Raw genomic sequence first — 26,762 nt, forward strand, 5'->3', positions numbered from 1 at the left:
CAGGGGCTCGGCGGACGCCGATGGGTGTCCGGGCCCGGCCGCCTCCGGGGCCCAAGTCCAGCCAGGCATGGCGGAGTTGCCCCGCGCGTACTGTTCCTGTCCGGGCGGCGTGGGCGGCGTGGGCGGTGGGGAGGGTGAGGCAGGGGTCCGGGGATCCGAGCCCGGAACGGGTCCCTCCGTGCCGGGACGCAGCACCGTCTGCCCGCCCGTGACGTCCCACCCCTGATAGCCGCCGCAGGACACGCAGAACATCTCCCCGCGATAGGCAGGGGTGCCACAAGTGGCACAGATCCCCCGCCCTCCCAAGCCGTTCTGCCCAGGACCCCCAGGACCCCCAGGCCCCCCAGGACCCCCGGCGCCCCCGGAACCGCCGTGACCCCCGTAATCGTTCGAGGCCATCTACCGCCCGCTTCCGGATGGTGTCGGCGACAGCGGATCTCTGTCGTCGAGCACGGCGACGGACGCGTTGACGTGGACCGGAATCCACTCGCGGACCAGGTCCTCGACGTCCTCGGCCACCCCGGCGCGGGCTGCGGTGCCGTAGGGGAGCAGGACACGGACGCGCACCCACGCGCCGCCCTCGGGCGCGGGGTGTTCCTCGGGGCCGGGCGAGCAGTGCGTGGTGCCCGTCTCGGCCACCTCGAGCCTGCCGCCGAGCACCTCTCGTACGAGCAGCTCCAGACCGGGGCGGGTGCCCCGCAGGCCGTGCAGACGGCGGCCGAGGAGCAGCGCGTTGCGGCGTCCGATCGTGCCGACGCAGGCCGGCAGTTCGGTGCCGCTCCAGCGGAGCATCCACGTCACGAAGTCGTCCGGCGCGGTCCGGGCGCCGAGATGGGCGTCCAGGCAGTCGAGCGCGGTGATCAGCGGTGCGAGGGTGTCGTCGAACCCGGCGATGAACCGGTCGGCGAAGTCCCCCTGCCGGTAGCTCTCGGGCAGGAGCGCCCGCAGCGAGCGGCTCCCGGGCACCAGCGGGTGCGTGTGCTGGACGTCCATGGGTCCCCCTAGCGGGCCTTCTTGACGGCGACCTGGTGGCGGTAGGAGAGGAACAGCGTGGCCGGGCCGACGTGGAGGCGTTCGGTGGGCGCCTGTCGTTCACCCGTGCTCAGGTCCGCCGGATACATCTGGAGCTTGCTCACCGACTCGACGCCCTGACAGCCCGCGGCCACGGTGTACAGATCGCTCAGGCGCAGGGCGCGCCCCAGCGGCCAGCCCGGCCGGGTGCCGTCCGCCGCGGGCAGCGGGCTCAGGCACTCGTACAGGGCGCGCAGCACGCGCTCCTCCACCTGCTGCCGGTCCGCGCCCTTGACCGCCTCCACCCCGGCGACGACCGTGACGCCCTGGTAGGCGGGCCCGCTGACGGACACGCGTACGCCCAGCGGGCGGGCGGCCTCGACGGCACGCGCCGCCGACTCCAACATCCTTTGGGTGGGCACCAGTTCACGCCAGCTGTCCTCCTCACGGACGTCCCGCACGCGCGGCACGAGCAATACGCGCACCAGACCGGGGCCGTCCGGCCCCGAGGGGTCGGCGACGCATTCGATCCGGCCCGCCTCGCGGCAGGCGGCGGCCGCGATCGCCTCGTAGTCCCGCGCCGTCACCGCCCGGTCCTGGGTGCGCAGCCAGTGCCCGGCTCGCAGGCGTACGTTGTCGAGCGTCTCTGCGTCCACGCCGCCGACCGCGCCCGCCCGGTTCTCCACGCTCGCGACCAGCGAGATCGGGGTGCGCAGGACGGTGAGGGTGTGTGCCGCCACGTTGCCCTCGCGGCCGCCGCCCCGCCGGTAGGTGCCGGCGGTGATGCGGGCGCCGACGGTCGGCACGGCGCCGAACTGGCGTACCCCACCGCCTGGTTGGCGCACGGCGGGACCGAACCGGACGGTGCCCGAGACCTCGTCGACCGTCACGTGGCGGTCGTCGGGGCCGGAGTCCGCGAACGTCGCGACCGCGTCCCAGGTCTGCGCGCCGCCCGCCCGGGTCTCGACGACGACCGAGCGCAGGGAGCCGACGGTGGGGGTGTGCTGAACCGTGAACGACTGGCCGGGAGTGCCGTCCGAGATGCCGAGTTCGTCGTGGGCGACCGGCTCGCCGTGCACCGCGCCGGTGGTGCCGCCGATCGTGTAAGCCTCCAGGGCGCTGACCCGGGGGGAGGCGGAGTAGGCGGGCTGGCCCGGGGCGGAGTCGACCACGCGGCAGCGCAGCCAGCCCGCCCGGCGGCGACCGATCAGCGAGGCCGTGTGCCCCGCCGGGACGTGCAGCACCACCTCTCCCGGGCGGTTCAGCCCGCCCGTGCCGTCATCGGCGATCTCACAGGCCACCCACGACTCCCCGCACCACGCCTCCCAGACCCGGGGCGGGCGACGCGGATCGACGCCCACGCCGTCCAGCGAGCAGTCGATGCGCAGGGCCACCGCGCAGCGGGGCACGGCCTGCGACAGGCCGACGAGCAGGCTGTCGTCCACGGCGGGCGGCTGCGCGAAGCAGACCACCGGCTCCCCGGCGAGGAAGCGTTCGGTGATCAGGGCCGGTGCCTGCCCCGCCGTCGCGGTGCCGAGCTGCCGGAACGAGGCGGGCGGGATGTCCAGCGCCTGCTCGACGGTGAACACACAGGCATCGGCGTTCCCGGCACGGGGAGTGGCGACCTCCGCGCCGACCGGGACGGTCACGGTCGCCGCCTGCGGTGCGGACAGCCAGAACGTCAGCTCGCCGCGCGCCGCCTGAGGGGCCATCAGCTGCACCCCGAGGAGGTCGAGGAACTCCAGATGGATCTTGTCGGGCACCCGGTTCAGGCGGTACGAGAGCTGGTCCACCATCTGCGCGAATGCCTCGACCAGGGCGACACCGGGGTCGGAGACGTTGTGGTCGGTCCACTCCGGGCAGCGTCGCTGGATGAACCGCTTGGCGTCGTCGACGAGGTCCTGGAAACGGCGGTCGTCGAGATCGGGACTAGGCAGTGACATCGGCTTCATTCCGGGAGCTCCCGCCCCAGTCGGGGCCGCCCTCACGGGCGGGGATCACATAGAACGGACAGACCAGATTGCGGCGGCTGTTCGTGCGCGCCAGGTGGTAGTCGATGTGGATGAGCAGGACTTCCTGCTGCTCGCCGTCCTGGGAGACATCCACGTCGTCGACGACGATGCGCGGCTCCCAGCGCTCCAGGGCACGCCGCACCTCGTGGGCGATCGCGCCGCTCGTGGACGCGTCGAAGGAGCCGAAGACCTTGTCGCGGACGGCGCAGCCGAACTCCGGGCGCATGGGCCGCTCGCCCGGCTCCGTGCTCAGGATGAGCCGGATGGACTGCTCGACGTCGAAGCGCCCCTCCGCCATCGCGATGCCGCCGGACGCGCTGACGCCCATCGGGAACGCCCAGCCCCGGCCGACGAAGTGCTCGGACATGCTCAGCCGCCGATCGTGACGGTGGGGCAGCCGCCGACCACCGCGGCGCCGCAGGGCAGTTTGTCGCCCATCACGGCGGCGGGCTGTCCGGCGATCAGCACGGTCTTGCCCGGCCTGGGCACGGAGATCAGCGGCATGGGCGGCAGCGGCGGTATGTGCCCCGGAAACGCGCAGGCCGCCAACGCGCCGCCCACGGCGGCGGGTTGACCGCCGATGAGGACCGTCGCCGCGAACGGCGGCCCGGTCACCGCGCCCGTGCCCGCGGGGACGGGCGCGGGGGTCGGGTTGGGCACGTGGGAGGTGGCGTCACCGATGCGCACGGCGGCAGGCACGGTCGTTGTCTCCTTGTGGTCGGGCGGGGACTTTGTGGTCGGGCAGGGCTTCGTTAGGGGCGTCGGTCCGTGGGTCCGGGGGTCCGGGGCGCATCAGTTGATCTTCACGAGGGCCGCGGTGAGGTTCGCCTGCATGCCGCCCTTGACCGCGACGGCCTGTCCGCCGGACACCTTGGCGTCGACGCTCGCGGCGATGTCGACGTTCTTCCCGGACAGGGTGATGTCCTGGCCCTTGAGCTCCAGCGGCCCGTCACCGGCATCGATCGTGATGCCCCAGGCGGCGGAGATCTCCACGGTCCCCTTGCTGTGCACGGTGATGAGCGTGTCGTGCTGGTCGAGCTTGATCTGCAGCTTGTCGTCGCCGCTGACCAGGACCGCGCCCATGCCGTGGGCGCCCGCGTCGAGGAGTTCGAGTCGGTGCCCCTCCCTGGACGCGAACGAGCGCCGGTTGACGGTGCCCTTCGTCCCGTCGTACAACTCCAGGCCGCTCTGCCGGGGTTCGGGCTTGTCGACGCCGTTGAAGAGCCCGCCCAGTATGTACGGGCGGTCCAGGCAGCCCTGCTCGAAGCCCACGAGGACCTCGTCCCTCAGCTCGGGCAGGACGACTCCGTGCCGGCGGCCGCCGCCGAGCTGGACGGTGCGGGCCCAGTTGCTCTCGTACGACTCCGACAGCCACGGCAGCTCCACCTTGACCCTGCCCTGGTTACGGGGGTCCTTGATGTTGACGACCCGGCCCGGCACGAGCCCGTAGAAGCGGCGAAGCCCCGCCTCGCCGTCGCCGACGCGCCCGGCGACCGCGCGGTCGGCGCCCTCGCGCACGGTCAGCTCCGTGCGGTAGCCGGAATCCGCGCGGTAGGTGTGGCGCACCGCGGTGACGGCGTAGCGGCCCTCGAAGCGCGTGCCGAGTCCCGTCAGGGAGACGGCGGAGCGCAGTCGAAGCCGGGGCTCTCCCCGGACCACGACGCGGAGTTCGGTGAGTCCGGCCGCGACCTCCTGCGCCATGGCCTCGGCCACCCGCTCGACCTCGTTCTGGGTCGGGCGCGGCAGCCCCGCGAGCAGCAGGGGCTCTCCGCGTACGACGCCCGGTCCGGCTGTCCAGTTCACGTCGCGGGTGGGCGGCGCGGCGGGGGAGCGGTGCGCGGCGACCGGCTCCTTCTGCTCGGGGTCCCAGCCCCGCACCGACACGCCCGTCACCTGCTCGCGCAGCGTCGCCACCGACGACACCTCCACCACGTTCTGCCCGTACTCGAGGGCGAAGGGGCTCTGCCGCGCGGGCGAGCCCTTGGCCGGGGCGTCCGACGCCTTGGCGGGCTCCGCGAAGTGCAGCGCGCCCGACCGGACGAAGAGGTCACGGCCGTTCTCGCGCGCCAGATGCCGGAGGAACTCCCAGTCGGAGACGGCCGGTTGGGTGAGGAACTCGTACACCACCGAGGTGGCGTCGATCTGCCCGGTCCGCAGCCCCGCCCCCTCGGCGAGCTTCCGGGCGATCTGGTCCGCCGACTTCTGGTGGTAGGCGACGGTCCTGCGGCCCCGCTTCAGCCGATGGGCGCCGTCCTCCGCGCGGATCACGGTGAAGAGGCCCTCGTCGTCGGCCGCCCGCGCCTCGCAGCCGGTGACCTCGCCCTCGAAGAGGTCGTGGCTGCCCTCGGGCGTGACGGCCTCCAGCCGCAGGGCGCTGCCCAGTTCGATCCCCGTCGAGGCGAGCAGAGAGGCCCGGGACGGATCACGGAACCCGATCTCCACGCAGGCGGAGGCGTGCCCGCTCTCCTCGACGGTCGCCCACGCCAGGGCCGCGCTGTGAGGTGCGGACAGCCTGCTCCCGTCGGCCCACACGATGAGCGACGATGTGTGAGTCATCGTCATGTCCCGGTCTCCTTGGGTGAGTTGTCGGCGGTGTGTAGGTGGGGGGGGCAGGTGCGGAGCCGGTGGGTCACTGGCCCGTACTGCTGGGCAGCAGCAGCTCGTGGCCGGGGCGGACCCTCGACGGGTCGTCGATCCCGTTGAGCGCCGCGATGGCGCGCCAGTCCCCGGGGCGGCCGCTCTGGCGCGTGGCGACGGACTGCAGGGAGTCGCCCTGGACGAAGGTGTACGAGTCCCGTGAGGCGGGCGAACCCGACGTCGGGTTCTGCCCCTTGACCGCCGTGCCGACCTCCTCCAGCGTGACGTCGCAGAGCGCCCGCAGCGGGTCGCCCTGGGGCGAGAACCGGGTGTACGTCGCCTTGACCCTGCTGAGGAAGGCGAGGAAGGACACCGACTCGAAGGTGCCCCAGCGGAACCTGACCCAGGGCGGCGACGGCAGCTCGTTGCCCCGGCTGCCCTCGGTCGGCACGCAGTGCTCCATCAGCCGCTTCACGCGCCGGTCCACCGACTGCCCCTGCTGGTCCTTCTCGTCGAGCATCACGGTCATCGTCAGGACGCGCGGGCGGCTGCCGATGAACTCGGGGATGCCCGCCTGCTCCGCCGAGCGTGCAGGGTGGCGGGCCCACGAGACCTCCTTGACGAGGGCGATCTCGGCCGGGTTGAACTGGAAGGAGATCTCTTCCAGGAAGGGGCCGGGGTCGGCGCCGCCCGCACTGGGCGGCGCGTAGATCATCAAGACGGCCTTGACCATCTTGTCGTGGCAGTCGTTCGGCACGCCGCCTCCTTTCAGGCTCTCGGGGTGGCTCAGGCGAGAGGGAGGAAGCCCTCATGGACGAGTTCGATCTCCTCCATGGCCAGGTGTGTGCCCTCGGCGTCGAGCGCGGGACCGCGCCACGCCACGGGCATGACATTCAGCAGGTCCCACCGGGCGACCTCGGCGTCCGCGGCGTTCAGGCAGGCGATCCGCGCGGTCCGCCGCGTGGGACGGCGTACCGACTCCTGGACCCAGCGGCACGTCTCCATGGTCAGCCGGGTGACGGGCCTGGCCAGCACCAGCGGCGAGTACGTGATGTGGCGGGGCAGTTGGACGACGGAGTCGCTGATGCCGCCTTCGACGAACTCGTCCAGGTCCACCGACAGGGCGAGCCCGGTGCACCGCGTGAAGAACTCGAACCGCTTCCCGTCGATGGTCAACGAGAACCGGTGCGCGGCTGTGGTCTGCGTGGAGCTCTCAGGCACGGCTCATCCCCCTTCCTCGACGAGCGGCCCGCGCCGCGCCGCCGCGTCCCCGTCGACCGGCCAGCACAGCGGCCCGACGTTGCGGCGCGGGGAAGCCCCGGCTGCTGCTCCCATCGGCCGCGCCGACGGGCCGAGGATCAGCGGAGCGTCAGGCGCGACGGCGGTGGCCGGGGCACCGGTCAGCCGGTGATCCCGCCAGGCCGCCAACCGGGGCCGCATGCGCCCCGGTTCGGTCACCGGGCGCAGGCCGCCGCAGCACAGGCGCAGGGGGCGCGGCAGTACGACGGCGGTGCGGCGCACCACCTCCGGCCCCGCTTCCCGCGTGGCGGAAGCAGTGCGACGGCGCCTGCACTTCCCGCGTATCCAGCGCAGCATGGTCCTAGTTCCTGTCCCGTGATCGGTGGTCGAAGTCCTTGGCGTGGCGCAGGAATCGACCGCGCCGCACATGCTCCAGATCGAGGAGCTCATGGAGTGGCCAGTGGAGGTGATGGGCGAGGTACGCGATCTCGGAGTGGAGGTCGTCGGCCGCGTACGTCGTCATTCCCCCAGGCGGCTCCCGAGGTCGATGTCGAAGCCGTGACCGCACTCGGGGCACACCGTGGCGGCGAGGGAGGAGCCATCCGTGTTGATCTTCTCGTAGAACCTCTGGAGGTAGCCGAGGTCCGCCGCGAACATCTCCTCCACGATTCCCACGTGCACGTCCGTCAGGCCGCCGAGCCGGGTGATCAGCCTGCTGATGAGCACCACGGACAGATACGCGGGGTTGTCGCGGACCCGTGTGTCGGTGAGCGGGACGAGTTCGTCGCGCGCGGTCGCGAGCCGCATCACGCCCTCGCGGTGCACCGTCCCCCGGGAGTCGACGTAGCCGCGCGGCAGCGTGAAGGGGAACTCCGTACGGAGGGCCGCAGGTTCGGTCGGTGATCCTGCGGCCCCCGCGGCGGGCGAGGGCGCGGGGACCGGTGCGGGCGGGGGTGCCGCGGTGGCGGCGGGGCCCTCGGTCACACGCCCCCGCCGCATCAGTCCTCGACCTTCAGGTTCTCGCACTCGATGGTGACGGTCTCGTCCATCGCGCTGCTCTGATCCGCGTTGAGGTCAGCACTGACCCACTTGCTCACCCAGGCGCGTTCCAACGTCACACGCCGCATGGTCGTGCCCTTGTTGTCCTTCATCTCGATGGTCACGTTCTTCCGCGCTTTGGGGACGTCGCCCTCGTCCTGGATGATCTTGATCCAGTCGGTGAGCGCCTTGCTCTTGTCCATGCCGCGCGTGATCGTGATGCTGGGAACGGTCTTCTTCCCCGGCTGCTTCAGGATGACCTGCTTGCCGTCCTTGGTCGTGTGATGGGTGGTCACGGCCTCTTGCTCGAGGCTGATCCCGCTGATGGTCTTCAGCAGTTCGACCTGCACACCGTCGATCTGGAGGCCGAAGGTGTGAACGATGAACTGATCTGCCTGGTCCGGCATCGAATCTCCTTATTCCGAAGGGGAAGTGGAACGGTCAGACGGTCTCGTCGGGCTAGGCGCCGCCGCCCGAGGCGCCGGACAGCGACTCCTGCGAGAGCCGGAAGACGACGAACTCCGCGGGCTTCACCGGAGCGACGCCGACCTCGCAGACGACCTGGCCGGACTCGATGACGTCCGGCGGGTTGGTCTCCGCGTCGCACTTGACGTAGAACGCCTCCTCCGGCGTGCTGCCGAACAGCGCGCCCTGACGCCACTCGCCGATCAGGAAAGCGGAGACGTTGCGCCGGATCGTGGCCCACAGCCGCTCGTCGTTCGGCTCGAAGACGACCCACTGGGAGCCCTGGTAGATGGACTCCTCCAGGTAGTTGAAGAGCCGGCGCACGTTCAGGTAGCGCCAGGCGGCGTCGCTGGAGAGGGTGCGGGCGCCCCACACCCGGATGCCCCGGCCCGGGAAGCTGCGGATGCAGTTGATGCCCGCGGGGTTGAGCTGTTCCTGCTCGCCCTTGGTCACCTGCATGCCCAGGTCGAGCACGCCGCGCAGGACCTCGTTCGCCGGGGCCTTGTGGACCCCGCGCGCCTCGTCGCTGCGGGCCCACAGTCCCGCGACGTGCCCCGAGGGCGGCATCAGGAACCCCTTGCCGCTGGTGGGGTCGGCGACCCTGATCCAGGGGTAGTACAGGGCCGCGAACTTCGAGTCGAAGCCGGCCTCGTTCTGCCGCCACTCATAGACGTCGGTGGGCGTCATGTCCGGCAGCGGGTCGAGGATGGCCATGCGGTTGGCCATGTTCTCGCAGTGGTTGACCATCGCCATCTGGATGGCCTTGACCTGCTCGCGGTCGAGCGCGCCGCGCTGATAGGCGGCCATCAGGTCGGGAGCGACGACCATCGTCACGTCGTCGATCGCCTCCAGGCCGGACAGACCGGAGCGTCGGCTGACGTCGCCGACGTATCCGCCGACCACGTCCTTGGCACCCGTCGCGTCTGTCGCGTCCGTCGCATCCGTGGCACCGGCGTTGTCGGCCGCCTGGGCCGCCTGCTGCGTCAGGGAGAGCGAGGTCTTCTCCGGCAGGGCGAGCGCGGTGCTCGTCGCCGTGGCCGGGGGCTCCTCGAACAGGACGTACTGGGAACGCTCCTTGACCTGCGTGACCACGTACTGCGGCGATGACTTGTCCCCGCTCACCTCGAAGGTCTCCACCGGGGCGCCGTCCACCTTCACCGTGAGGGTGTATGTGTCGGAGGCACCGGAGGCACCGGAGGCACCGGAGTCGCCGTCCTTGCCGCCTGTCTTGGGCTTCTCACCCGCCGGGCGGCGCGGCTTGCCGGAGGAGTCGGTGTCGGGGGCCTTGCGCCGGACGTCGAGCGAGACGTCCCGTCCGGCCGCGGCGGGGAGCGCCGCGACACGGAAGCCGCCGAGCTCCAGAGGACCGGCGGCATTGACGGCCGCAGTCCCGGTTCCGGCGGTGGCCGTGGACTGACCGCCGACGCGGACGACATAACAGGTGCCGCCGCCGTTCGCGAAGAACCCGTAGACGGAATGCCCGAGGTAGGAGCCGTCGCCGAACTCACCGAACGTCTTGACGTACTGGCTCCAATTCGTGATCCGGACGGGCTCGTTGAGCGGGCCCTGTTCGGCGAAGCCGACGAAGGCGGCGATCGCGGTGCCCACGCCGTCCACCGGACGGGAGCCGCCCGCCACCTCCTCCATGAACACGCCCGGAGACAAGTAGTTCGGCATCCAGCTGTCCTTTTCTGAAGTGCGACTGAGAGGGCGATCAGGCAGCGCGCTCGCGCTATGTGTCACGGCGTCATATCGGCTCTGCACAAGGCATGTTGGCGACCCGTGAGGGTGTGCGGCTGATCTGGTCGGATCATCGTCAGTCCGTTTTGGACCTGTCAAATGAATCCAGGGACTTCGCCGGAATGTCCACCAAGGATTGTTCTAAATCTCGGGCGCATCAACTTCCGTCGTCCGCCGTCTACTTTCTCCCGCTTACGAGCGGTGCGGCCGACTGGGACGCTGGAATGTCGCCGACGTCCTCGCGCGTCCGCTCAAGAGGCCCAGCGGTCGAGCGCCGCCTTGGTGGCGGGCCCGTACGTTCCCGGAACATCGGACGCGACCTGGTCCGCCACCGCGTCCCAACTCTGGAATCTCCGCACGGACTTCTCCGTGTCGGCGTCGAACTCCCCGTACCGGTGGCCGTGGTAGAAGCCGATCGAGTAGAGCTGCCGCTGCATGGCTTCCACCGCGGCTCCCCGGTCGCCCCGCTTCAGCGTCGGTGACGCGGAGGCGGGCGAGGACGAGGAGGCGGACGGGGCCGGGTGCGAGGGAGTCGGCCGGGCAGGCCCGCGCGAGGAGGGCGGGGCGGGCGCACGTCCGGTGTCACCCGAGGCCCCGGCCCGGTGCGAGGCCCGGTCCCGCGCAGGGTCCCGAGCGTCGCCGCGCGCCCCGTCCGAGCTCGGCCGGGAACTCTTGCCGCGTCCCGCCCCCTTGGTGGCCCCGGCGCTGTCGGACGTCGCACCGCCCGAGGGGGACGCGCTCGGCCCGCCGCTTCCGCCCGTCGGCCGCCCCGTCCCGTCCGAGGGAGCCCACGAGGCGGGCAAGCCGTCCCGCGAGGGTGGCGCGGCGTGGCTCTTGGAGCGTTCGATCCCCTGGATGCCGGCGACGACGACGCAGGGGATGGCGACCGCTCCCAGCGCGGCGAGGACCGGCGGCCGTCGCAGCGGGGAGCGCCGTCGATGGGTGCTGAATTCCGGTGCGTCCCGCTGGCTGTGGCCCATGAGAGATGGTGCTTCCTTCAATTCATCGATGTGGTGTCGCCCCCTGGCTATCAGAAAGGCCCAGTAAGCAGCCCGGGGAATTGCACTTCCATCGACTTTCGGCGCCCACTGAGTCAACCTTTGACGGGCCCGGGGCGCTGCCTGCCGGGGCAGAATGAGAATCGGCACAGAGGCGACTGAAGATGAGTTCCACTGCTGAACCCAGTCATCCCTTTCCCCCGAGGGCCTCTCGTGTCGCTGTCGGCCCGGCCCGGATCCTGTCATCGGCCGGGCCGGCCGATTTCCCGGACAGGGGCCGGACAGAGACATGGCCTATTGTTTCCTCGTGCCTGCGCCGCATATCCGGGCACCTGTCGCAGTGAGGAAGCAGCAGTGGCAATCCGCGTTCTGATTGTTGATGACCAGAGCCTCATCCGCTCAGGTCTGCGGTCGGTCCTCGAGGCCGACGACGAGATCGTCGTGGTCGCAGAGGCCGCCGACGGGGCGGAGGCCGTCAGCGCCACCCGCGAACACCGGCCCCAAGTGGTCATCATGGACCTCCACATGCCCCACATCGGCGGAGTCGAGGCCACCCTCCAGCTCATGCGCCTCGAAGAAGTCCCACGCGTCCTGGTGCTCACCACCTTCAACACCGACGACCTCGTGATCGAGGCGCTCCAAGCGGGCGCGGCGGGGTTCCTCCTCAAGGACCTGCGGACGGAAGAGCTCGTCGCCGCGGTCCGCACGGTCGCGGCGGGCGGCACCGTCATGTCCCCCGAGATCATGACGAAGCTGGTGAGCCGGGCGCACGCCCGTATGCCGGTCGGCTCCAACGGGCTGCGGGAGAAGATCGATTCCCTCACGGACAGCGAACGCGAGGTCCTCACCCTCATCGGCGCCGGCTACACCAACCAGAAGATCGCCGAGGCGCTCCACCTCTCCCTGGCCAGCGTCAAGACGTACGCCTCGCGCATGCTCGCCCGCCTCGGCCTGGACAACCGCACCCAGGCGGCGATCCTCGCGTACGAGGCGGGCCTGGTCGGCGCCGAGCGTCCGCGCCCACCGCGCAAGTGACCCTGATCCGCTGACGGTGGTCCGGGCACCGGTCCGGGCCGAGCGGTTCAGCGCGCGGTCGGCTGTGCGTCCGCAGTGCCGAGCAGGCGGTGTCGCCGCCGGAACTCGGCGAGATGCTGATGGACCGCCGCGACCGTGACCGGCGTGCCGTGCCGCCTGCCGACCCCGCTCCGGGACGCCTCCCGCACGACGGCCGCGGGCGCCGGTTCCTCGCCCCCCTCCTCGTACAACCGCGCCCAGACCCGGTAGAGCTGGAAGTCCCGAAGGTGGCGGTGCAGCACCCCTGACCCGGCGGGCGCGCTGCCCGGCCGGTCACCCAGGAAGTCGGCGAGCTCGTCGGCGTGCGGCTCCCGGCCGTGCCGTACGACGAAGGCGTCCCACCCCAGGTAGTAGCGATCCGCCGTGGTCAGCTCACGACTGGCCAACTCGCCGTGTCCCGAAGGGGATTCACTGGAGACCTCGGGCGGCAGCGGGGGCGACGCGGGCAACTTGTGGGCCTCGATGCCGGGAAACGGCTCGGGACGAGGACTCGGCTGGTCGTCCGACTCCACGGTGCTCGCCGGTTCTTCTCGCCTGGCGGAGGCCGGAGTTGGCTCCGGATCGACGTGGACGTCAGGTTCTTCCGTTTCGATCTCCGGCACCGTCTCGGTGGTCGGTTCCGGCGGCTGAGCGTGAGCCCCCGTCGCCTCGGGCTTGGGGGCGGAGGGCAGCAGCACCGGATCAACTCCCGCGGCGGCGAGCCCGGCGGGGGCGGTCTCGGCCAGCGGGACCCCGTACCGGGCCAGGCGCAGAGGCATCAGCGCCTCGACGGGCGCCCGGCGCCGCCAGCCGCGGCCGTAGCGGGACCGCAGGCGGGCCTGGTAGATGAGCCGCTCCTGTTCGAGCTTGACGACCTGCTCGTACGAGCGCAGCTCCCACAGCTTCATGCGCCGCCAGAGCCGGAAGGTGGGAAAAGGCGAGAGCAGCCAGCGGGCCAGGCGCACGCCCTCCATGTGCTTGTCGGCGGTGATGTCGGCGATGCGGCCCACGGCGTGGCGCGCGGCCTCGACGGCGACGACGAACAGGACGGGGATGACGGCGTGCATGCCGACGCCGAGGGGATCGGGCCAGGCGGCGGCGCCGTTGAAGGCGACGGTGGCGGCGGTCAGCAGCCAGGCTGTCTGACGCAGCAGCGGGAAGGGGATGTGCAGCCAGGTCAGCAGGAGGTCCAGGGCGAGCAGGACGCAGATGCCGGCGTCGATGCCGAGGGGGAAGACCAGGGAGAAGTCCCCGAAGCCCTTCCGCTCGGCGAGTTCGCGTACCGCCGTGTACGAACCGGCGAAGCCGATCGCCGCGATGACCACCGTGCCCGCGACGACCAGGCCGAGCAGTATGCGGTGTGTACGTGTCAACTGCGTCGCGGCCACCCGCGAACCCCCTCCTGCGGATTTTCAACTGGAGCTCGATCATCCGGAGTTGGTGAGCGCGAAGGTGTCGGCGTTGAGCGAGTATGCGCGCCGAAAGTTGACAGTTCGACGAGCCGACCAGAACTGGGCGTTCAGCCCGACAGTCCGCGCCGCCGCACTCCCCGCACGACCGCGAGCGCGCCCACGGTCAGGAGTGTCACGCCGAGCCCCGCGTAGAGCGCCACGGAACTCCCCGTGATGGCGAGATCGCCTTCGGGAGAGGGGCTGCCCGACGGAGCGGAGTCCTTCTTCGCGGATACGGTCGACGGCACGGCACCGGCCTCCACCTTCGACGGCGTGGACGCGGCCGGAGTCGAGGACGGCTGGCCCGGCCTCCCGGGCCCAGGTCCTTGCTATGCGTGTGCGCCGTGCCCGGGGGCCGCCGATGGTCGACCCGGAGATCCTGAAGATGACAATGCGGGTCGCCCGACGCCCCGTATCGGAGAGAGGGGCGAGCGGCCGCGGAGACCAGGTGCGGGTGCCGTCGCCGGTGGTGTCAACTTCTGCGCGCTTCCCATCAACTTGCGATGGTGTTCGCAGCCGGAACGCGGTCGTGGGGCACCGGACTGGTTTGAATACTGAAGGCACGCCAAGGACCCAAGGAAGTTGTGCCTGACTGTGTGCTCCCACCCCCTGCTCGACGCCACGCTCCGCCGCTGGGGACTCGATCGGGCATGGCCGCCCCGCCGCATCCGGCCGCGTGCGGCCGACGCACGGCTGTGGGATCTGGCGACGGCCTCGGTGGCGCTGGCGCTCACACTGCTGGCGGTCTCCACCCGGTACCGCACCGGGATCGTCTCCGGCCCGGCCGGGTCCGTGGCCATGGCCACGGCGTACGCGGCGACTCTCCTCTTGCGCCGACGGATCCCGGAGCTGGCCGCGGTCACCGGCGTCGCGGCCACGCTCGTGACCGACGACCCCACCCCGTTGATCTTCAGCACCTGGGCCCTGGTGCGCTTCGGGGGCCGGGCGCGGCTGGTCTCGGTGACAGCTCTCGCGCTGGCGTACGTCCTGACGCGGCCGCTGCTCGGTCAGCCCCTCGTCTCCACCACCGTCCTCCACCAACTGGGCGTCCACGTCGTGCTGATCGCCGCGGCGGCCCAGGTGCTGCGCAGACAGGAGCGGCTCAACTCCCTGTTCCGCCGGCAGATGCGCAGGGTGCGGGGCGGCGTGGACCAGGCGACGCGCTACGCGGTGCTCGAAGAACGGACGAGGCTCGCCTTCGACATGCACGACGGCGTCGGCCATCAGGTGGCTGTCGTCTCCCTGCAGGCCGCCGCGGTCAAGGTGCACGCCGAGCGGCCCGACAAGGTGCGGGAGGGCGCCGAGGTGATCGAGGAGGCCGCCCGGGCCGTCATGGCGGAGCTGCGGGAGATCCTCGACATCCTGCGCAAGGCCCCGGGCGAACTGTCGCCGCCCGCCCGCCTGGTGGACGTGGGATATCAGGTGTTCCTCGAATCGTTGGTGCGGAACATGCGGGCGATCGGAGTGCAGGCCGCCTGCTCGGTCGAGGGCACGCCCGTTCCGCTGCCGCAGCAGATCCAGTCGACCCTCTACCGCATCGGCCAGGAAGGTCTCACCAACGCCGTCAAGCACGCGCCCGGGGCGGACATCGACATCACCCTGACGTTCGATCAGGAGTGGGTCGACATCTCCGTGCGCAACGGGCCGCGTACCGATGCGGGCCCCGCGCTGGGAGGCACCGGAGCCGGGCTGCGGAATCTGCGCACCCGCGTACACCTGCTCGGCGGCCGCTTCGAGTCGTGCTCCACGGCCGCGGGCGGATTCCTGCTGAGCGCGCGCATGCCCCTGCCGGAGGACTGAAGGGCGTACGTGGTGTCGAGACCGTCACGGGGGCGGCGGCTGCGCGGGGACGGGCACGGCCACGCACACCCGAAAGGTGCCCTCCGAAGTGACGCCCGTCTCCAGCCGTCCGCCCACGTCGGCCGCCCGGGTCCGCAAGCTGGTGAGCCCGATGCCGCCCGCGTCCCGGGCCGCCGACGCGGCGGTGCTGACCCGGTTGAGGACTTCCAGCTCCACCTCGTCCGTGAGGAAACGCAGCTGGAGACTGATGGGTGCGCCGCCCCCGTGCTTCACCGCGTTGGTCAGCGACTCCCGGCCGCAGTGGCGCAGCGCCTCGTCGACGCTGTGGGGAAGTGGCCGGGCCCGGCCGCTCTGATGGAAGGAGACGTCGACACCGGCGGCGTTCAGATTCGCCACGAGAGCCGCCGCGAACTGCGCATACGCCGGGCCCTCCTTCCGTGCGTGATCGGCATCGCCGCGCAGGACGTCGAGCGTCTCGCGGAGGTCCCGCACGACTCCACGCGCGGCCTCCTCCATGGTGGTCACCCGATGTTCCGCCTCTGGGGGAAGGTCCGGGCAGGTGCGCAGCGCGGACGCCTGGAGGGTGAGCACCGTGGCGTGATAGCCGAGGCTGTCGTGAATGTCGAAGGCCAGCCTCGTGCGCTCTTCCAGCACGGCCAGGTCGGCCGCCTGGTCGACGGCGCGCTCGACCGCCACGAGGCGTTGGCGCAGCAGCCCCGTGACCTGGCGCCGCCTGCGCATCAGATCGCCCACCGCCGCGGGGAACCAGACCTCGGTCACGGTGTAGTACGCCACCGACGACAGATCCGTCAGCACGGTGCCCACCCACGCGCGCGTGGCGACGTAGAACAGACCCGCGACCACGATCGCGGCCCAGCGGAACCGCCCGCCGTACGCCCCCAGGGCGTACGAGGCGAAGAGGAGAAGCGTCAGGTCGTCGGAGGCGAGGGTGCTCAGCAGCGCCACAGCCACGGCCAGGTGCGGCGATGTCCGGCGGATGAGGAGCACGGTGGACGCCATGGCCGTCACCAGGACCGAGCTCCAGTAGGCGGGGGTCAGCCCGCTGGAGTGCGCGTTGTCCAGGGCCAGCAGGGACACCCCGCAGGCGAGGACGCACGTGGCGACGTCGACCAGGCGGGCCCGCTGTGCATGCTTCAGCGCACCGACGGCGTGACGTCGGCCCGATAGCGTCTTCAGTGCAAGAAGCCTCATTCTCCGCCGCTCGGGATGTCCCGGAATTGGTTCGGGCACCGGATCCCCGGGTCCCGTCAAATGATCCTGCGTTGTCCCGCTATGTCGGCTGGTGTCTGTGCAGGATCACGTGCGGAGTGGGCGGCGATACGCGCGATTCCGTCAATCGGCCCCGCGCGAGGCACAGGATCCTGCGCCCCTCCCGCGCCGCCGCGAGGGTGCCGCAGGGCGGGGACGAGCCGGAAGTGGCAGGCGGAGTGCACCTACGGCAGGTGGGGGAGTGCACCTATGGCGGCCGGAGTCCACTTCCGGCTCGACCGCGGGCCGCGGCGCGGCTCCTACCGTTCGTGTGCGGCCTGGTGTCGGCAGGTGCCGGGCCGTCCAGCACGGCGCAGGGGCCATCTGTGAGGTTCCTGCGCCCGGGTCCGGGCCGGGCCGACGCCTTGTGTCCCCGAGCCGTCGGCCCGGCCCGGCACCAGTGTCTGGAGCACCTCCGCCTCCTCCAACTCCGGTGGAGGAGACAGTCGTTGACACACTGCGGATGCGAAGAGGTGGGCGCATGACTACTCCCGTCCTGGCTTCGAGGCCACAGCAACCGGCGGCGGGCCCGCAGGCTCCGGCGCGGAGAACGTCGACCGCTTCGGCGCAGGGGCCCGCGGCCCCGCAGCGTGAACGGGCGAGAGGGCTCAAGGAATGGGCCACGAACCGACTGCGGGAAAAGCACCGCCGAACGCGCACCGGGGCGGTTCTTCAAGCCGTCTCCGGGGCGGGAACCGGAGAGAGCGTACTTCCGTCGAGGTCGAAGGTGACGGAAGTCAAATTCTCGCCCGGCATGGGGGCCGCGGTATACGACGCGATCCCCGACGGATTGAAGGGGGAGCTCGCCCCGGGGGACATCGCTTCCTTGATCAAGCACGACGTCATGGCGAAGGCAGGAACTCTCTGCGTGGGTGACGAGGAGCAGATCCGGCTCAAGGGGAGCAGTGCGTTCTGGAACTATTCCGGATACCTGGCGTACGCGCTGCGCCCTGTTCCCGGCAAGCGCCGTGTCACCGATCCGGAGGGTTCCGTCGAAGCCGCGTACTGCGATTCCGGGAGCCGGTCCCAGGGGCGCAGCAGCGAGCAGGGCCTGTCGCTCGGCCTGTCGGGCGCCTATGGAATCAATCCGATTCCCAACCCCAGCAATGTCGCCCCCAACGCCACTTGGTCCGCGAAGAAGGGTGCCGTGTCCGGAAACGAATCCAGCTATCAGAATTCAGGCACCGTTCGTTACGGTCCGGGCGTGCATCACTATGAGGTGCCGCTCGAGGTGTCCGTCCGGGTGCACTACACAAAAACGAAGCACTGCTACGCGCCCTGGGTGATGGGTCGGAGCAAGAAGGATGTCACCCTCGGTCGGCTTGGATATTCCGTCGATGGAGAGCCGCAGCACGAGGGCCGAGGCGATCTTTCGAAGTACGAAGAAGTTTTCAGAATGACTGTCGCGTGCGCGGTTCCTGCTGTTCTCGATGGACCGGCCGTCGCATGGGTGTAGGTCTCATATTCCTAGTTGGGGTGGTAGTCGGTGACATGGCTCGATGACCTGGTGGCCGGGGCTACGGAGGACTGCCGGCGGCGGCAGGCGGCCACACCGCTCGCCGCGGTGCGGGAGAGCGCCGACAGACGCCCCGCGCCCCGCGACGTCCGCACCGAGTGGGCGGGCCCCGACGTGGCCGTGATCTGCGAGGTGAAGCGCGCCAGCCCGTCGAAGGGGCGGCTCGCCGACATTCCCGCGCCCGCGAACCTCGCCGCCCAGTACGCACGCGGCGGAGCGGCGGCGATCAGCGTGCTCACGGAGGAACGGCGGTTCCTCGGTTCGCTGGACGACCTGTCCGCCGTGCGCGACGCCGTGCACGTGCCCGTACTGCGCAAGGACTTCATCGTCTCCGAGTACCAGGTGTGGGAGGCCCGGGCATGCGGCGCCGACCTGGTCCTGCTGATCGTGGCGGCGCTGGACGACGCCCGGCTCACCGCCCTCCACGCACTCGTCACGGAACTCGGCATGACGGCCCTCGTGGAGGTCCACGACGAGGAGGAGGCCGCACGGGCTGCTGCCCTCGGCGCGGGGCTGATCGGGGTGAACGCCCGCAACCTCAAGACGCTCGAGGTCGACCGCGACACCTTCGCCCGCGTGGCGCCCCTGCTGCCCGGCACGGCCCTGAAGGTGGCCGAGTCCGGAGTGCGCGACGCACGCGACGTGATCGCATACGCGCAAGCGGGCGCGGACGCGGTGCTGGTGGGCGAAGCCGTGGTCACCGGCTCGGACGCGGGCACAGCGGTCAGCGCCCTGGTCGCGGCGGGCAAGGGCGGACGAGACGGTCGGGACAAGGGCGCGGGCGAGGGGCCGAGCGAGGGACCGAGCGCCTCATGAGCGCGGCCCTGTTCATCAAGATCTGCGGACTGCGGACGGAAGCCGACGTGGCGGCCGCGGTCCGGGCCGGAGCCGACGCGATCGGCTTCGTGTTCGCCGAGAGCCCTCGCCGCGTCGACGCCGCCACCGCACGGGACCTGGCGCGGGCGGTTCCCGAGCACGTCCTGACCGTGGGCGTCTTCCGGCGGCAGCCGCTGGCCGAGGTGCGCGCCCTGACGGAGGCCAGTGGCGTCCGGGGCGTCCAGCTCCACGGTGACGAAGGCAGCGAGTACTACACGGCCCTGGCGCAGCCGCACCGCACGCTCATCCGTGCCGTCGCCGCGCAGGGGCGCCGCGCACGCCGCGGCGAGCTCGACGAGGACCTGCTGCTGCTCGACGCCCCCGCGCCCGGCACCGGACGGGCCTGGGACTGGGCGGCCCCCGACTTCACTCCGCCCGAGGGGCGCTGGCTCCTGGCCGGCGGACTCACCCCGGAGAACGTGAGAGAGGCCGTCCGCTGCACCGAGCCGTGGGGAGTGGACGTCTCCAGCGGGGTGGAGCGGGCCCGGGGCGTCAAGGACCCGGCTCTGATCGCCGCCTTCGTCGACGCGGCCCGCGCTGCCGCATAGGGCGGGAAGAGGCGCGACGGCACCATCCCCGTGCGACCGTTCGGAGGGCCCCTTCGTGCTGGGTGACTTCATAGAGGCGGACAGTTGCGTAATTTATGAGGCTATGAGCGAGGAACTGGCTGATTCAGGCATCTCTGATGAGATCGACCTGAAGATCCTTCATGCGCTGCAGCTGGCGCCCCGTGGGAGCTGGTCCGGGGTGGGCAAGGCCCTCTCCATCGGCGCCACGACGGCCGCGCGCCGGTGGCGCCGGCTGGAGGAGGAGGGGATCGCCTGGGTCACGTGTCATCCGCCGAGGGAACCCGAGACCCGGTTCGGAATGATCGAGATCGACTGTGAGTACGGCAAGGCGGAAGAGGTCGCCCAGGAGCTCTGCTCGGACCCCTGCGCCTACACCGTCGATGTGGCCAGTGGAACCGCGGATCTGTTGGTCATTGTGGCCGCGCGCTCCTACGAAGCCTTGGCGGCCTACGCGCTGGGGCGATTCCAGCGTCTCCGGCACGTCCGGGCGGTCCGCACGCACATGGCCGTACGGACCTTCACCAACGCCAGCCGATGGCGGCTCGGGGCGCTGGACAGCTCGCAGCAGGGCCTGATCCGCCGCACCTTCCCCAAGGGAGAGTCGGCGCCGTGGACCGAACTGACCGACGCCGACTGGGAGATGGCGCTGGAGCTGGGCCGGGACGGCCGAGCCTCCATCGCGCGGCTCTCCGAAGTCACCGGCATGAACGAGTCGACGACCCGGCGCCGTCTCGAACGCCTGCTGGGCAATGGCCAGTTGACGCTGCGCACCGAGGTGGCCCGCTCGGCCACGGCGACTCCCGTGCACGCGGTCTTCTACGCGGACGCCGCGGTGGGGCAGCTGGAGTACATCGCGGGTCTGCTCATGCGCCGGCTCGAAGTGCGGGCCGTGTTCTCCCCGGTGGGCCCCAGCAACCTGGGCTTCGTGGTCTGGGTGAGCTCCCTGGAGCATCTGCAGCAGTTCGAGAAGCACATCACGCAAGGGCACTACCGCCTGGTCATCCGCGACCGCAAGCTGATCCTGCGCTCCGTCAAACGCGTCGGCCGCATCCTCGACGACCGCGACCGGGCGGTGGGGCACACCCCCGCGGACCTGCGGCACGCGGACCGCTGACGTGGACGCCCGCGCAACGCCGAGGACGCCGAGGCCGGACAGCGGCGGCGCGAGCCGCTCGAAGCTCTCGCGGGGCTTGGCCGTGCTGAACGCATTTCGGTCGGGCGAGAGCGAAGTGACGCTCTCGGAGCTCGCCCGACGCACGGGGCTGCCGAAGCCCACCGTGCACCGGCTCATCGCGGAACTTGTGGACCGCGGCTATCTGGAACGCGGCCGACAGGGGCTGAGGCTGGGCCACTTGCTGTTCACGCTCGGCTCCCGTGCCCCGTTGCAACGGCACCTGCGCAGGATCGTTCTGCCGTATCTGGAAAGTCTGCACGAGGCGACGCGCGGCAGCGCCCAGCTGTCCATGCCGGACGGTGTGAACGTGACGCACCTCGACAGCGTCTGCGCGCCGCGGCCGACCGCTGCCGCCGTCTCGCGCGACAAACACCGCTCGCTGTGCGACAGCGCGGCGGCCCGGGTGCTGAGCGAACCGGGGCTTCCTTACGTGATCCTGACGGACCATCAGTCGACGATTGCCGTCTCCGCCCCGATCCTGGATCCGCTGGACCACGCGATGGCCGCCATCACGGTGATCAGTGCCATCCGCCGACCGCAGCCGCTGGCCACCGCCCGCCAGGTCCGGCGCGCGGCCGCCGACATCTCCCGGCAACTGCGCCCCCTCGCTCACGGCTGAGCCGACGGCCGTGGCCGTCATGGTCGGTGATGCGGTGGAAGTCCCGTGCCCCAGGACCTCCACCGCACCCGCGGGGCAGCCGGGCAGTGCTCCCCCTTCGCGAAACCCCCGCCGACGGCAGCCGACGCGGACACGGCGTCGAAGCCGACGAGGGCTGCCGTCCCAGCTCCACGAGAGCTCCGGCACGAAGCGCGCGAGGCTCCGCGCCGCTCGGAAGGGGCCGCTGCAGGGGCATCACATGTGTCATTCGACGGTGAGGTGGGTGATGTCTCAACGACGCCCAACCGATGAACGGCTGTGCACAGAAAGGGAATTTAGGCGCAGAAGTGCGGCAGGGTCCATCGGGTGTTTCACGGAGTGGAACGTGCCCCTGGGAATACGGAACTGTCAACCATCGAGGACTGGACCGAGTTCAAATTATGAAACATCTTGGGGGTGACACTGTGGAAGTGATGAGTGTCAGGCCCTTGGTCTCGGCCGGGGCTGCATCTGAAATTCCCATCCAGCGCGACCTTTTCGCGCCAGCAATAAGGAACTCCCCATGTCTGACAAGAAGTCTCGCCGTTCCCGTTTCACCGTCGTGGTCGGCGGAGCCGCCGCGGTGGCTCTGGGCGCCATGCTTTTCAGTACGGGACCCGCGGTGGCGGCGCCCGAGGCCCCGACCACCTCTCCGGTGATCGGCGCGGTCGATACCAATGCCGCGCCGCTCATCGTTCGCTCGACTCCCTACGATGAGGCCGAAAACCTTGGGCAGATGGTGTCCCAGACCAAGGTCGTGCTCAAGTGCAAGATCGATGACGGCAAGGAGATCGTCCGCGACGGCGAGAAGTCGCGCACCTGGTACAAGCTCGACACCTCGCGGTCCGACGGCCGTCCGGAAGTACCCGGCTGGATCGCCGGCATCTACACGAAGGTCGCGGACGACGCGAATGTCCCGCAGTGCTCCACCGCGTCCACCAAGCAGTCGGTGCCCGACGGGGCCCTCGACGACGCCGTGGGCGGCTGACCCGGACACGTGCCTTCCGCTGGGACGGGCGTGGCGAACGTCTCCGTCGTCCCAGCGGAAGGCGTCACCGCGAAAGCCCTCCGCGGCTCATGCTCCGGTTGCCCAGAAGTCGAGGTCCCGCTGCTGACGATCGGAGAGATGGAAGTAGGTCGTCACATCGTCCGGGCGTACGCTGCTCTTTGACGATGCGGCGTCGAAGGCCCTCTTGTAGGCAGCTGCCCGGTCATATGCCGCACGGGCTCCGAATTCCCGCAGGGCGGCCATGATGTCGTCGTACAGACCCCTGTGCCTACGGTCGACGTGCGGGACATAGGCCGGGACTCCCCTCGCCATCGCCCTGCCGTTCCGAAATATCTCGACAGCAGTGTGATAGGCCCCGGAATTCATGAAAGCGACGATACCGAGCGTCAGTGGCAGGACAGTTTCGCGGCGGCCGTACAGACTGTCCGCACTCAGGAGACCGGCCGCCAGCAGGATGTCGCAGGTGCCGCCCGACTGGGCACCGGCCGAGGGAAAACCCTGGTCGGCGCTCTCCGCTGCGAACACTCCATAGGGTTCCCAGCGATTCACTCCGGTGCCGTGATCGAATCGATGTTCTTTCAGGGACTGTTGCAGGCCGCACTTCTTGAACGCGTCAGGCATTTCGGCGAATTCATCGTCAGAGAGCACCATGAGACGGCCCGGATCGCCGATCGGGGCGCCCTGTCGTCTGATGCCGTTCACGCCACCGGACTCGACAAGAGCCTTCTCCAGCGCGGCCCGGGATCCCTCGTCCTGCACGCCACCGGGCTGGATCACCTGCCCGAACCCGAGGCCGTACAGGGCGGCACTCTCGTACGTCCAGCCCTTGAGCTCCTGATGGTCAGGAAGTTCCGGGATCCGCTCCCGCCGGGCCCGCAGCAGTGGATTGTCGAAGGTGTGATTCCGCGTCCTCCTCTGGAACTCGCCGAACCGCTTCCGCAGCGAATCGACGGTACCGACACGGGAGTTCACCGCACTCAGTAATTCAGCCACGCGGGGCAGGTTCTCCCGGGCCGTGTCCTTGTCGCTGAGGAGCTGCCACATGGTTGTCCCGAAGGCGCTGACGGCACGTACCTTGGTCAGCAGATCGGAGTACCGGTATCCGGGCGCGTTCACGGCATCGCTGCCTGTCACCGACGGCCTGCCCAGCTCGGTGAGCACCCAGTCGAGCACCTCCGTCCGCAGGAACGACTTGTCCGCCTGCTGCTTGAACTGATCGGCCTTTTGCGGGGCCGGCCAGCGGCCGATCTGGTCCGAGGTGGGGGAGAGCGGATCGAGCAGCGTCGAGTCGAACACCTCCCGGAGCGACCGGGGCTTCCCCTGGAAATGTACGGTCTGTTCTCCCAAGGGGCTCCGATACACCGCCTCCAGTACCCCCTTCAGCGGTTCCGCCTTCTTGTCGAAGGCTCTGCCCACCTGGCCCGGGTTGTCGAGAATGGCAAGGCTGACCCCGGCTTCGAAGCACTTGGCCTTGGTGATCTCCTCCTTCAGCTCGACTGCATCGTGTCGGGGCTCCAGCTCGCGTATACCCGTCAGGTCCCCGTTCTTCTGACGGAGCAGCATCTTCGTCCGCTGCGTGTGCGGATCCTGGGCCCTCGACGTGGTTTGAGGCGTGAACACGGAACTCCCTTCTAGCGCATCCGCTTGGCGACGTCCTTGCGCAGCTTCGGCAGGTAGTCGTACAGCTTCTGGCCGGGGCACGCCGTCACGTTGACGTCGCGGTGGCTCGTGATGACATCCACGGGGACGACGGTGCCCGGCGGGTGGGGGTTGGTGCCGCCGCCGCCCGCGGAGGTGAGGTCCACGTCGCCCTTGGGGTCGAGGCCGTACTGGCCGAGCTTCCACGCGAGGAGGTCGGCGAGGCTGTTGCGCAGGGCCTTGCTCGGCTTGGGGTGGGGGCCGGTGTTCTCGCCGCCCTCGCTGTTGTCGGGCTCGAAGTTGCCGAGGGCGGCCACCCCGAAGGTGTTGGTGTTGAACCCCTGGGCGTGGCCGCCGAGGATGCCGGGGATGTCGCTGCCCGGCCGCATCTCGGCCGACCCCTTGCGGCCCTCCCAGATGCCACCGAAGCGGTCCACCACGAAGTGGTACGGGAAGTCTCCGTACCCTTGGTTCTCAATGAGGTTGACGTAGATGCCGTTGATGATCTGGGGGACCTGGGCGCGGGTGTAGGAGTTGTTCCCCGTGACCGTGTGGTGGGTGAGTGCCGCCTTGAGGGACGGCTGCAGCTTGTAGCCCGGGTCGGCTATGGACTCGTCCGCACCCCAGTCGGCGCGGGAGTTGACGACCGGCCGGCCGGGCCGCGGGGGATGCTGGCCGGGGGCGGACTTCGCTGCGGGTGAGGGGGTCTTGGGGTCGACCGAGGAGTTCTTGGGGTCGACCAGGGCCAGGCGGAGGTCCTTCGGCAGAGCGCCGCCGGGCGTGGTGACCCTGAGCTGGACGCCGTCCGCGTCGCCGGAGTAGAAGCTCGGTGCCCCCGCTCGCTGCGCGGCCTCGTTCACCGACTCCCCCAACTCAAGGGGCACGTCCTGCCAGGTGCCCCACTTGCCGTTCTTGTGGAAGCGCGCGCCGGCCGTCGTGCCCGGCGCCATGGAGGAGTCCTTCTTCCAGCTCAGGCCGAGCGTGGAGAAGCTCTTGCCGGTCAGCTGCTCCGTGGAGAACGTCTGCGTCGTGGGCGACGCTCTCTTCCGTTGCGTCTGCGCCGACAGCTCGTCGGTGCGCCTGCCGGCGGTGTCCGTCAACGGCACCTGTTCGACCTGTGCCCTGCCTCCGGTCCGGGACGCCGTGGGGGCGGGTGCCGCGCTGGTGGGTGCGACGGCCGAGACGGTGGCCGCAACGGCGATGAGTCCTGTTGTTGTGGCCAGGATTTTTGTGCGGACGTTCACTTTGTTCTCCCTATGGAATTCGCGTGCCAGTCAAGGGAATTGAGTGCATCAACGGATGCGTGCTCGATGGTGCATGCCAATACCCGTACGGAAAACGCGTCACTGGTTGATTGCAACGGCCATCCGGCTAGTTCTCCTCCAGCGCCGTGTCGGCGATGAAGTCCAGCGCCTCCTCCGGCGGCGAATAGGGAGGCATGAAGGCCGCCGCCCGCACATCGCGGTAGGCGCGGGCCAGCGGATGCCGTGCGTGATAACTGGCGCCTCCGGTCAGGCGCATGGCCAGATCCACGACCTGGACGGCCGCGCGCTCGACGACCAGGCTCACGCTCTGGCACGCCTTCATCATGCCGCGGCCCGTCTCGTCGGTGATCGACTGCGGCCTGTTCCGCTGCAGGCAGGAGTCGAAGTCCCGCAGCGCCGTGCCGAGTGTGCCCCGGGCGGCCGTCAGCGCGATCTCCATCTCGGCCAGGGCGCTTCTGGCGCCCGCCGAACGCGCTCGGGTCCGGCCCGAGTTGGGCTCGGCCAAGCACCGCAGCGCGTGGTCACGGGCGGCTTCGGCCAGGCCCAGATACACCCCGTTGAGGCCCAGGCCGCTGACGGCGCGGCCTTCCAGCATGCCCGGGTCCCGTGCACCCCAGGGGCCGCGCACCAGCAGTGCCTCGTCGGGGATGGCGCACTCCCTGAACACGACGTCTCCGCTGCCGGATCCGCGCAGGCCGAGCCCCTGCCAGTTGTCCTCGACGTGCACGCCCGGAGCGTCGGCGGGAATCATCGCGCTGGCCAGGTGGCGCCCTTCGCCGCGCTGGGCGCGGAGCCGGCAGTAGAAGTGCGTCGCGGCGGGGGACAGCGAGGCGAGGACCTTGCGGCCGCTGACCAGCCACCCGTTGTACGAGGGGGACGCAGTGGTCGTGAGGTTCCAGTAGTCGGCCCCTCTCTCGGCGACCGCGGAGCACAGCAGCATGCGACGGCGGCCGATGGCCCTGAGCCACTCCTGCCGGGGCAGATAACCGGGCTCGCCATCGGCGCCGAACCGCACGATGCGGGCGAAGTACCAGGCCAGCGCTGTGTGCATGTAGTGGGCGACCGCGACCGAGGCGTCCGCGCGGGCGAGCCGTGCGGTGATCACCGTGAGGTCGTGCAGCCGCTCGACCCCGGAGCCGCCCAGGTCCACGGGCACCGGCGCCGCGAACACCCCCGCGGTGACCAGGGCATCGACGCTGTCCCGGGCGAACCGGCCCTCCTGATCCGTGGCCCCGGCCCGCTCGGCCAGGAAGTCGTGCTGCTCCTCGATCACCGACACGACTTGGGCGCCCCGCGTGGTGACCGGCTGCAACTCGGCGTTCAGTGACATGGAAAGCGACATGAATGTGTCCTTGGTCTCTCGTGAATTCCCTGGAAGGCCGGGCCGTGATGTTCTTCTATAGAGATACGGGGGGGTGAATCTTC

27 protein-coding genes are annotated in these 26,762 nt (G+C 70.4%); 8 read left to right on the top strand and 19 right to left on the bottom strand.

Annotation, left to right across the window (positions count from 1 at the left end; genetic code table 11):
- Positions 1 to 399: 399 nt before the first annotated feature.
- The 13 genes from ACFWYM_RS30240 to ACFWYM_RS30300 all read right to left on the bottom strand — a co-directional run bounded on the left by ACFWYM_RS30240 (position 400) and on the right by ACFWYM_RS30300 (position 11,062).
- The gene (locus tag ACFWYM_RS30240) at positions 400 to 993 is read right to left on the bottom strand and encodes a hypothetical protein (RefSeq protein WP_384844275.1); all 594 of its coding nucleotides are present in this window, start codon (positions 991 to 993) and stop codon (positions 400 to 402) included.
- Positions 994 to 1,001: 8 nt separating this feature from the next.
- Positions 1,002 to 2,954 carry a putative baseplate assembly protein gene (locus tag ACFWYM_RS30245; RefSeq protein ID WP_384844277.1) on the bottom strand — a complete coding sequence of 651 codons (1,953 nt, stop codon included), beginning with the start codon at positions 2,952 to 2,954 and terminating at the stop codon, positions 1,002 to 1,004.
- Complete coding sequence (locus ACFWYM_RS30250) at positions 2,941 to 3,390, bottom strand: GPW/gp25 family protein (RefSeq protein ID WP_384844280.1); 450 nt, start codon at positions 3,388 to 3,390, stop codon at positions 2,941 to 2,943. The genes ACFWYM_RS30245 and ACFWYM_RS30250 overlap by 14 nt, the downstream gene beginning before the upstream one ends.
- A 2-nt stretch (positions 3,391 to 3,392) precedes the next feature.
- The gene (locus tag ACFWYM_RS30255; RefSeq protein ID WP_384844283.1) at positions 3,393 to 3,722 is read right to left on the bottom strand and encodes a PAAR domain-containing protein; all 330 of its coding nucleotides are present in this window, start codon (positions 3,720 to 3,722) and stop codon (positions 3,393 to 3,395) included.
- Positions 3,723 to 3,815: 93 nt separating this feature from the next.
- Positions 3,816 to 5,585: a VgrG-related protein gene (locus ACFWYM_RS30260; protein WP_384844286.1), complete on the bottom strand. Its 1,770-nt coding sequence runs from the start codon at positions 5,583 to 5,585 to the stop codon at positions 3,816 to 3,818.
- Positions 5,586 to 5,652: 67 nt separating this feature from the next.
- Positions 5,653 to 6,357, bottom strand: coding sequence for a LysM peptidoglycan-binding domain-containing protein (locus ACFWYM_RS30265; protein WP_384844288.1), 705 nt, complete (start codon positions 6,355 to 6,357; stop codon positions 5,653 to 5,655).
- A gap of 29 nt (positions 6,358 to 6,386) precedes the next feature.
- Complete coding sequence (locus tag ACFWYM_RS30270; protein WP_384844291.1) at positions 6,387 to 6,821, bottom strand: phage tail protein; 435 nt, start codon at positions 6,819 to 6,821, stop codon at positions 6,387 to 6,389.
- Positions 6,822 to 6,824: 3 nt separating this feature from the next.
- Positions 6,825 to 7,196 (bottom strand): hypothetical protein, encoded by a 372-nt coding sequence (locus ACFWYM_RS30275; protein WP_384844293.1) that lies wholly within the window; start codon positions 7,194 to 7,196, stop codon positions 6,825 to 6,827.
- Positions 7,197 to 7,200: 4 nt separating this feature from the next.
- On the bottom strand, positions 7,201 to 7,362 hold the full coding sequence (locus ACFWYM_RS30280; protein WP_384844296.1) for a hypothetical protein: 162 nt from the start codon (positions 7,360 to 7,362) through the stop codon (positions 7,201 to 7,203).
- Positions 7,359 to 7,838 (bottom strand): hypothetical protein, encoded by a 480-nt coding sequence (locus ACFWYM_RS30285; protein WP_384844299.1) that lies wholly within the window; start codon positions 7,836 to 7,838, stop codon positions 7,359 to 7,361. Before ACFWYM_RS30285 ends, ACFWYM_RS30280 begins: the two co-directional genes overlap by 4 nt.
- Positions 7,838 to 8,284 (bottom strand): phage tail protein, encoded by a 447-nt coding sequence (locus tag ACFWYM_RS30290; protein WP_384844302.1) that lies wholly within the window; start codon positions 8,282 to 8,284, stop codon positions 7,838 to 7,840. Before ACFWYM_RS30290 ends, ACFWYM_RS30285 begins: the two co-directional genes overlap by 1 nt.
- 52 nt (positions 8,285 to 8,336) lie before the next feature.
- The gene (locus ACFWYM_RS30295; protein WP_384844305.1) at positions 8,337 to 10,019 is read right to left on the bottom strand and encodes a phage tail sheath family protein; all 1,683 of its coding nucleotides are present in this window, start codon (positions 10,017 to 10,019) and stop codon (positions 8,337 to 8,339) included.
- Between the two features lie 314 nt (positions 10,020 to 10,333).
- A complete protein-coding gene (locus ACFWYM_RS30300; RefSeq protein WP_384844308.1) occupies positions 10,334 to 11,062 on the bottom strand; it encodes a peptidoglycan-binding protein in 729 nt (242 codons plus the stop codon).
- Between the two features lie 372 nt (positions 11,063 to 11,434).
- Between ACFWYM_RS30300 and ACFWYM_RS30305 the strand changes: the two genes are divergently transcribed.
- A complete protein-coding gene (locus tag ACFWYM_RS30305; RefSeq protein WP_384844311.1) occupies positions 11,435 to 12,115 on the top strand; it encodes a response regulator in 681 nt (226 codons plus the stop codon).
- Between the two features lie 47 nt (positions 12,116 to 12,162).
- Here the strand turns inward: ACFWYM_RS30305 and ACFWYM_RS30310 are convergent, their stop codons facing one another.
- Both ACFWYM_RS30310 and ACFWYM_RS30315 read right to left on the bottom strand, forming a co-directional pair.
- Positions 12,163 to 13,521, bottom strand: coding sequence for a DUF2637 domain-containing protein (locus ACFWYM_RS30310; RefSeq protein ID WP_384844314.1), 1,359 nt, complete (start codon positions 13,519 to 13,521; stop codon positions 12,163 to 12,165).
- Between the two features lie 131 nt (positions 13,522 to 13,652).
- Positions 13,653 to 13,832: a hypothetical protein gene (locus tag ACFWYM_RS30315; protein ID WP_384844317.1), complete on the bottom strand. Its 180-nt coding sequence runs from the start codon at positions 13,830 to 13,832 to the stop codon at positions 13,653 to 13,655.
- Between the two features lie 346 nt (positions 13,833 to 14,178).
- On the opposite strand from ACFWYM_RS30315, the gene ACFWYM_RS30320 reads away from it, so the two are divergent.
- A complete protein-coding gene (locus ACFWYM_RS30320; protein WP_384844320.1) occupies positions 14,179 to 15,384 on the top strand; it encodes a sensor histidine kinase in 1,206 nt (401 codons plus the stop codon).
- Positions 15,385 to 15,408: 24 nt separating this feature from the next.
- Here ACFWYM_RS30320 and ACFWYM_RS30325 read toward each other — a convergent pair whose 3' ends face one another.
- On the bottom strand, positions 15,409 to 16,596 hold the full coding sequence (locus ACFWYM_RS30325; protein WP_384844323.1) for a sensor histidine kinase: 1,188 nt from the start codon (positions 16,594 to 16,596) through the stop codon (positions 15,409 to 15,411).
- A gap of 784 nt (positions 16,597 to 17,380) precedes the next feature.
- On the opposite strand from ACFWYM_RS30325, the gene ACFWYM_RS30330 reads away from it, so the two are divergent.
- The 6 genes from ACFWYM_RS30330 to ACFWYM_RS30355 all read left to right on the top strand — a co-directional run bounded on the left by ACFWYM_RS30330 (position 17,381) and on the right by ACFWYM_RS30355 (position 22,413).
- Complete coding sequence (locus ACFWYM_RS30330; protein WP_384844326.1) at positions 17,381 to 18,109, top strand: hypothetical protein; 729 nt, start codon at positions 17,381 to 17,383, stop codon at positions 18,107 to 18,109.
- 30 nt (positions 18,110 to 18,139) lie between these two features.
- Entirely contained in the window at positions 18,140 to 18,985 is an 846-nt protein-coding gene (gene trpC / locus ACFWYM_RS30335; protein ID WP_384844329.1) for an indole-3-glycerol phosphate synthase TrpC, read from the top strand.
- Positions 18,982 to 19,593 carry a phosphoribosylanthranilate isomerase gene (locus ACFWYM_RS30340; protein WP_384844332.1) on the top strand — a complete coding sequence of 204 codons (612 nt, stop codon included), beginning with the start codon at positions 18,982 to 18,984 and terminating at the stop codon, positions 19,591 to 19,593. The genes trpC and ACFWYM_RS30340 overlap by 4 nt, the downstream gene beginning before the upstream one ends.
- 103 nt (positions 19,594 to 19,696) lie before the next feature.
- Entirely contained in the window at positions 19,697 to 20,728 is a 1,032-nt protein-coding gene (locus ACFWYM_RS30345) for an Lrp/AsnC family transcriptional regulator (protein WP_384844335.1), read from the top strand.
- Between the two features lie 76 nt (positions 20,729 to 20,804).
- Positions 20,805 to 21,407, top strand: a complete 603-nt coding sequence (locus ACFWYM_RS30350; RefSeq protein WP_384844338.1) for an IclR family transcriptional regulator — start codon at positions 20,805 to 20,807, stop codon at positions 21,405 to 21,407.
- Between the two features lie 541 nt (positions 21,408 to 21,948).
- Entirely contained in the window at positions 21,949 to 22,413 is a 465-nt protein-coding gene (locus ACFWYM_RS30355; RefSeq protein WP_384844341.1) for a hypothetical protein, read from the top strand.
- 87 nt (positions 22,414 to 22,500) lie between these two features.
- On the opposite strand, the gene ACFWYM_RS30360 is transcribed toward ACFWYM_RS30355, so the two are convergent.
- The 3 genes from ACFWYM_RS30360 to ACFWYM_RS30370 all read right to left on the bottom strand — a co-directional run bounded on the left by ACFWYM_RS30360 (position 22,501) and on the right by ACFWYM_RS30370 (position 26,679).
- Positions 22,501 to 24,054, bottom strand: coding sequence for a hypothetical protein (locus ACFWYM_RS30360; RefSeq protein ID WP_384844344.1), 1,554 nt, complete (start codon positions 24,052 to 24,054; stop codon positions 22,501 to 22,503).
- Positions 24,055 to 24,065: 11 nt separating this feature from the next.
- Positions 24,066 to 25,316, bottom strand: a complete 1,251-nt coding sequence (locus ACFWYM_RS30365) for an N-acetylmuramoyl-L-alanine amidase (protein WP_384844347.1) — start codon at positions 25,314 to 25,316, stop codon at positions 24,066 to 24,068.
- Between the two features lie 127 nt (positions 25,317 to 25,443).
- On the bottom strand, positions 25,444 to 26,679 hold the full coding sequence (locus ACFWYM_RS30370) for an acyl-CoA dehydrogenase family protein (RefSeq protein ID WP_384844350.1): 1,236 nt from the start codon (positions 26,677 to 26,679) through the stop codon (positions 25,444 to 25,446).
- Positions 26,680 to 26,762: the final 83 nt, after the last annotated feature.

The organism is Streptomyces sp. NPDC059009 (assembly GCF_042740175.1).
Classification (GTDB): domain Bacteria; phylum Actinomycetota; class Actinomycetes; order Streptomycetales; family Streptomycetaceae; genus Streptomyces.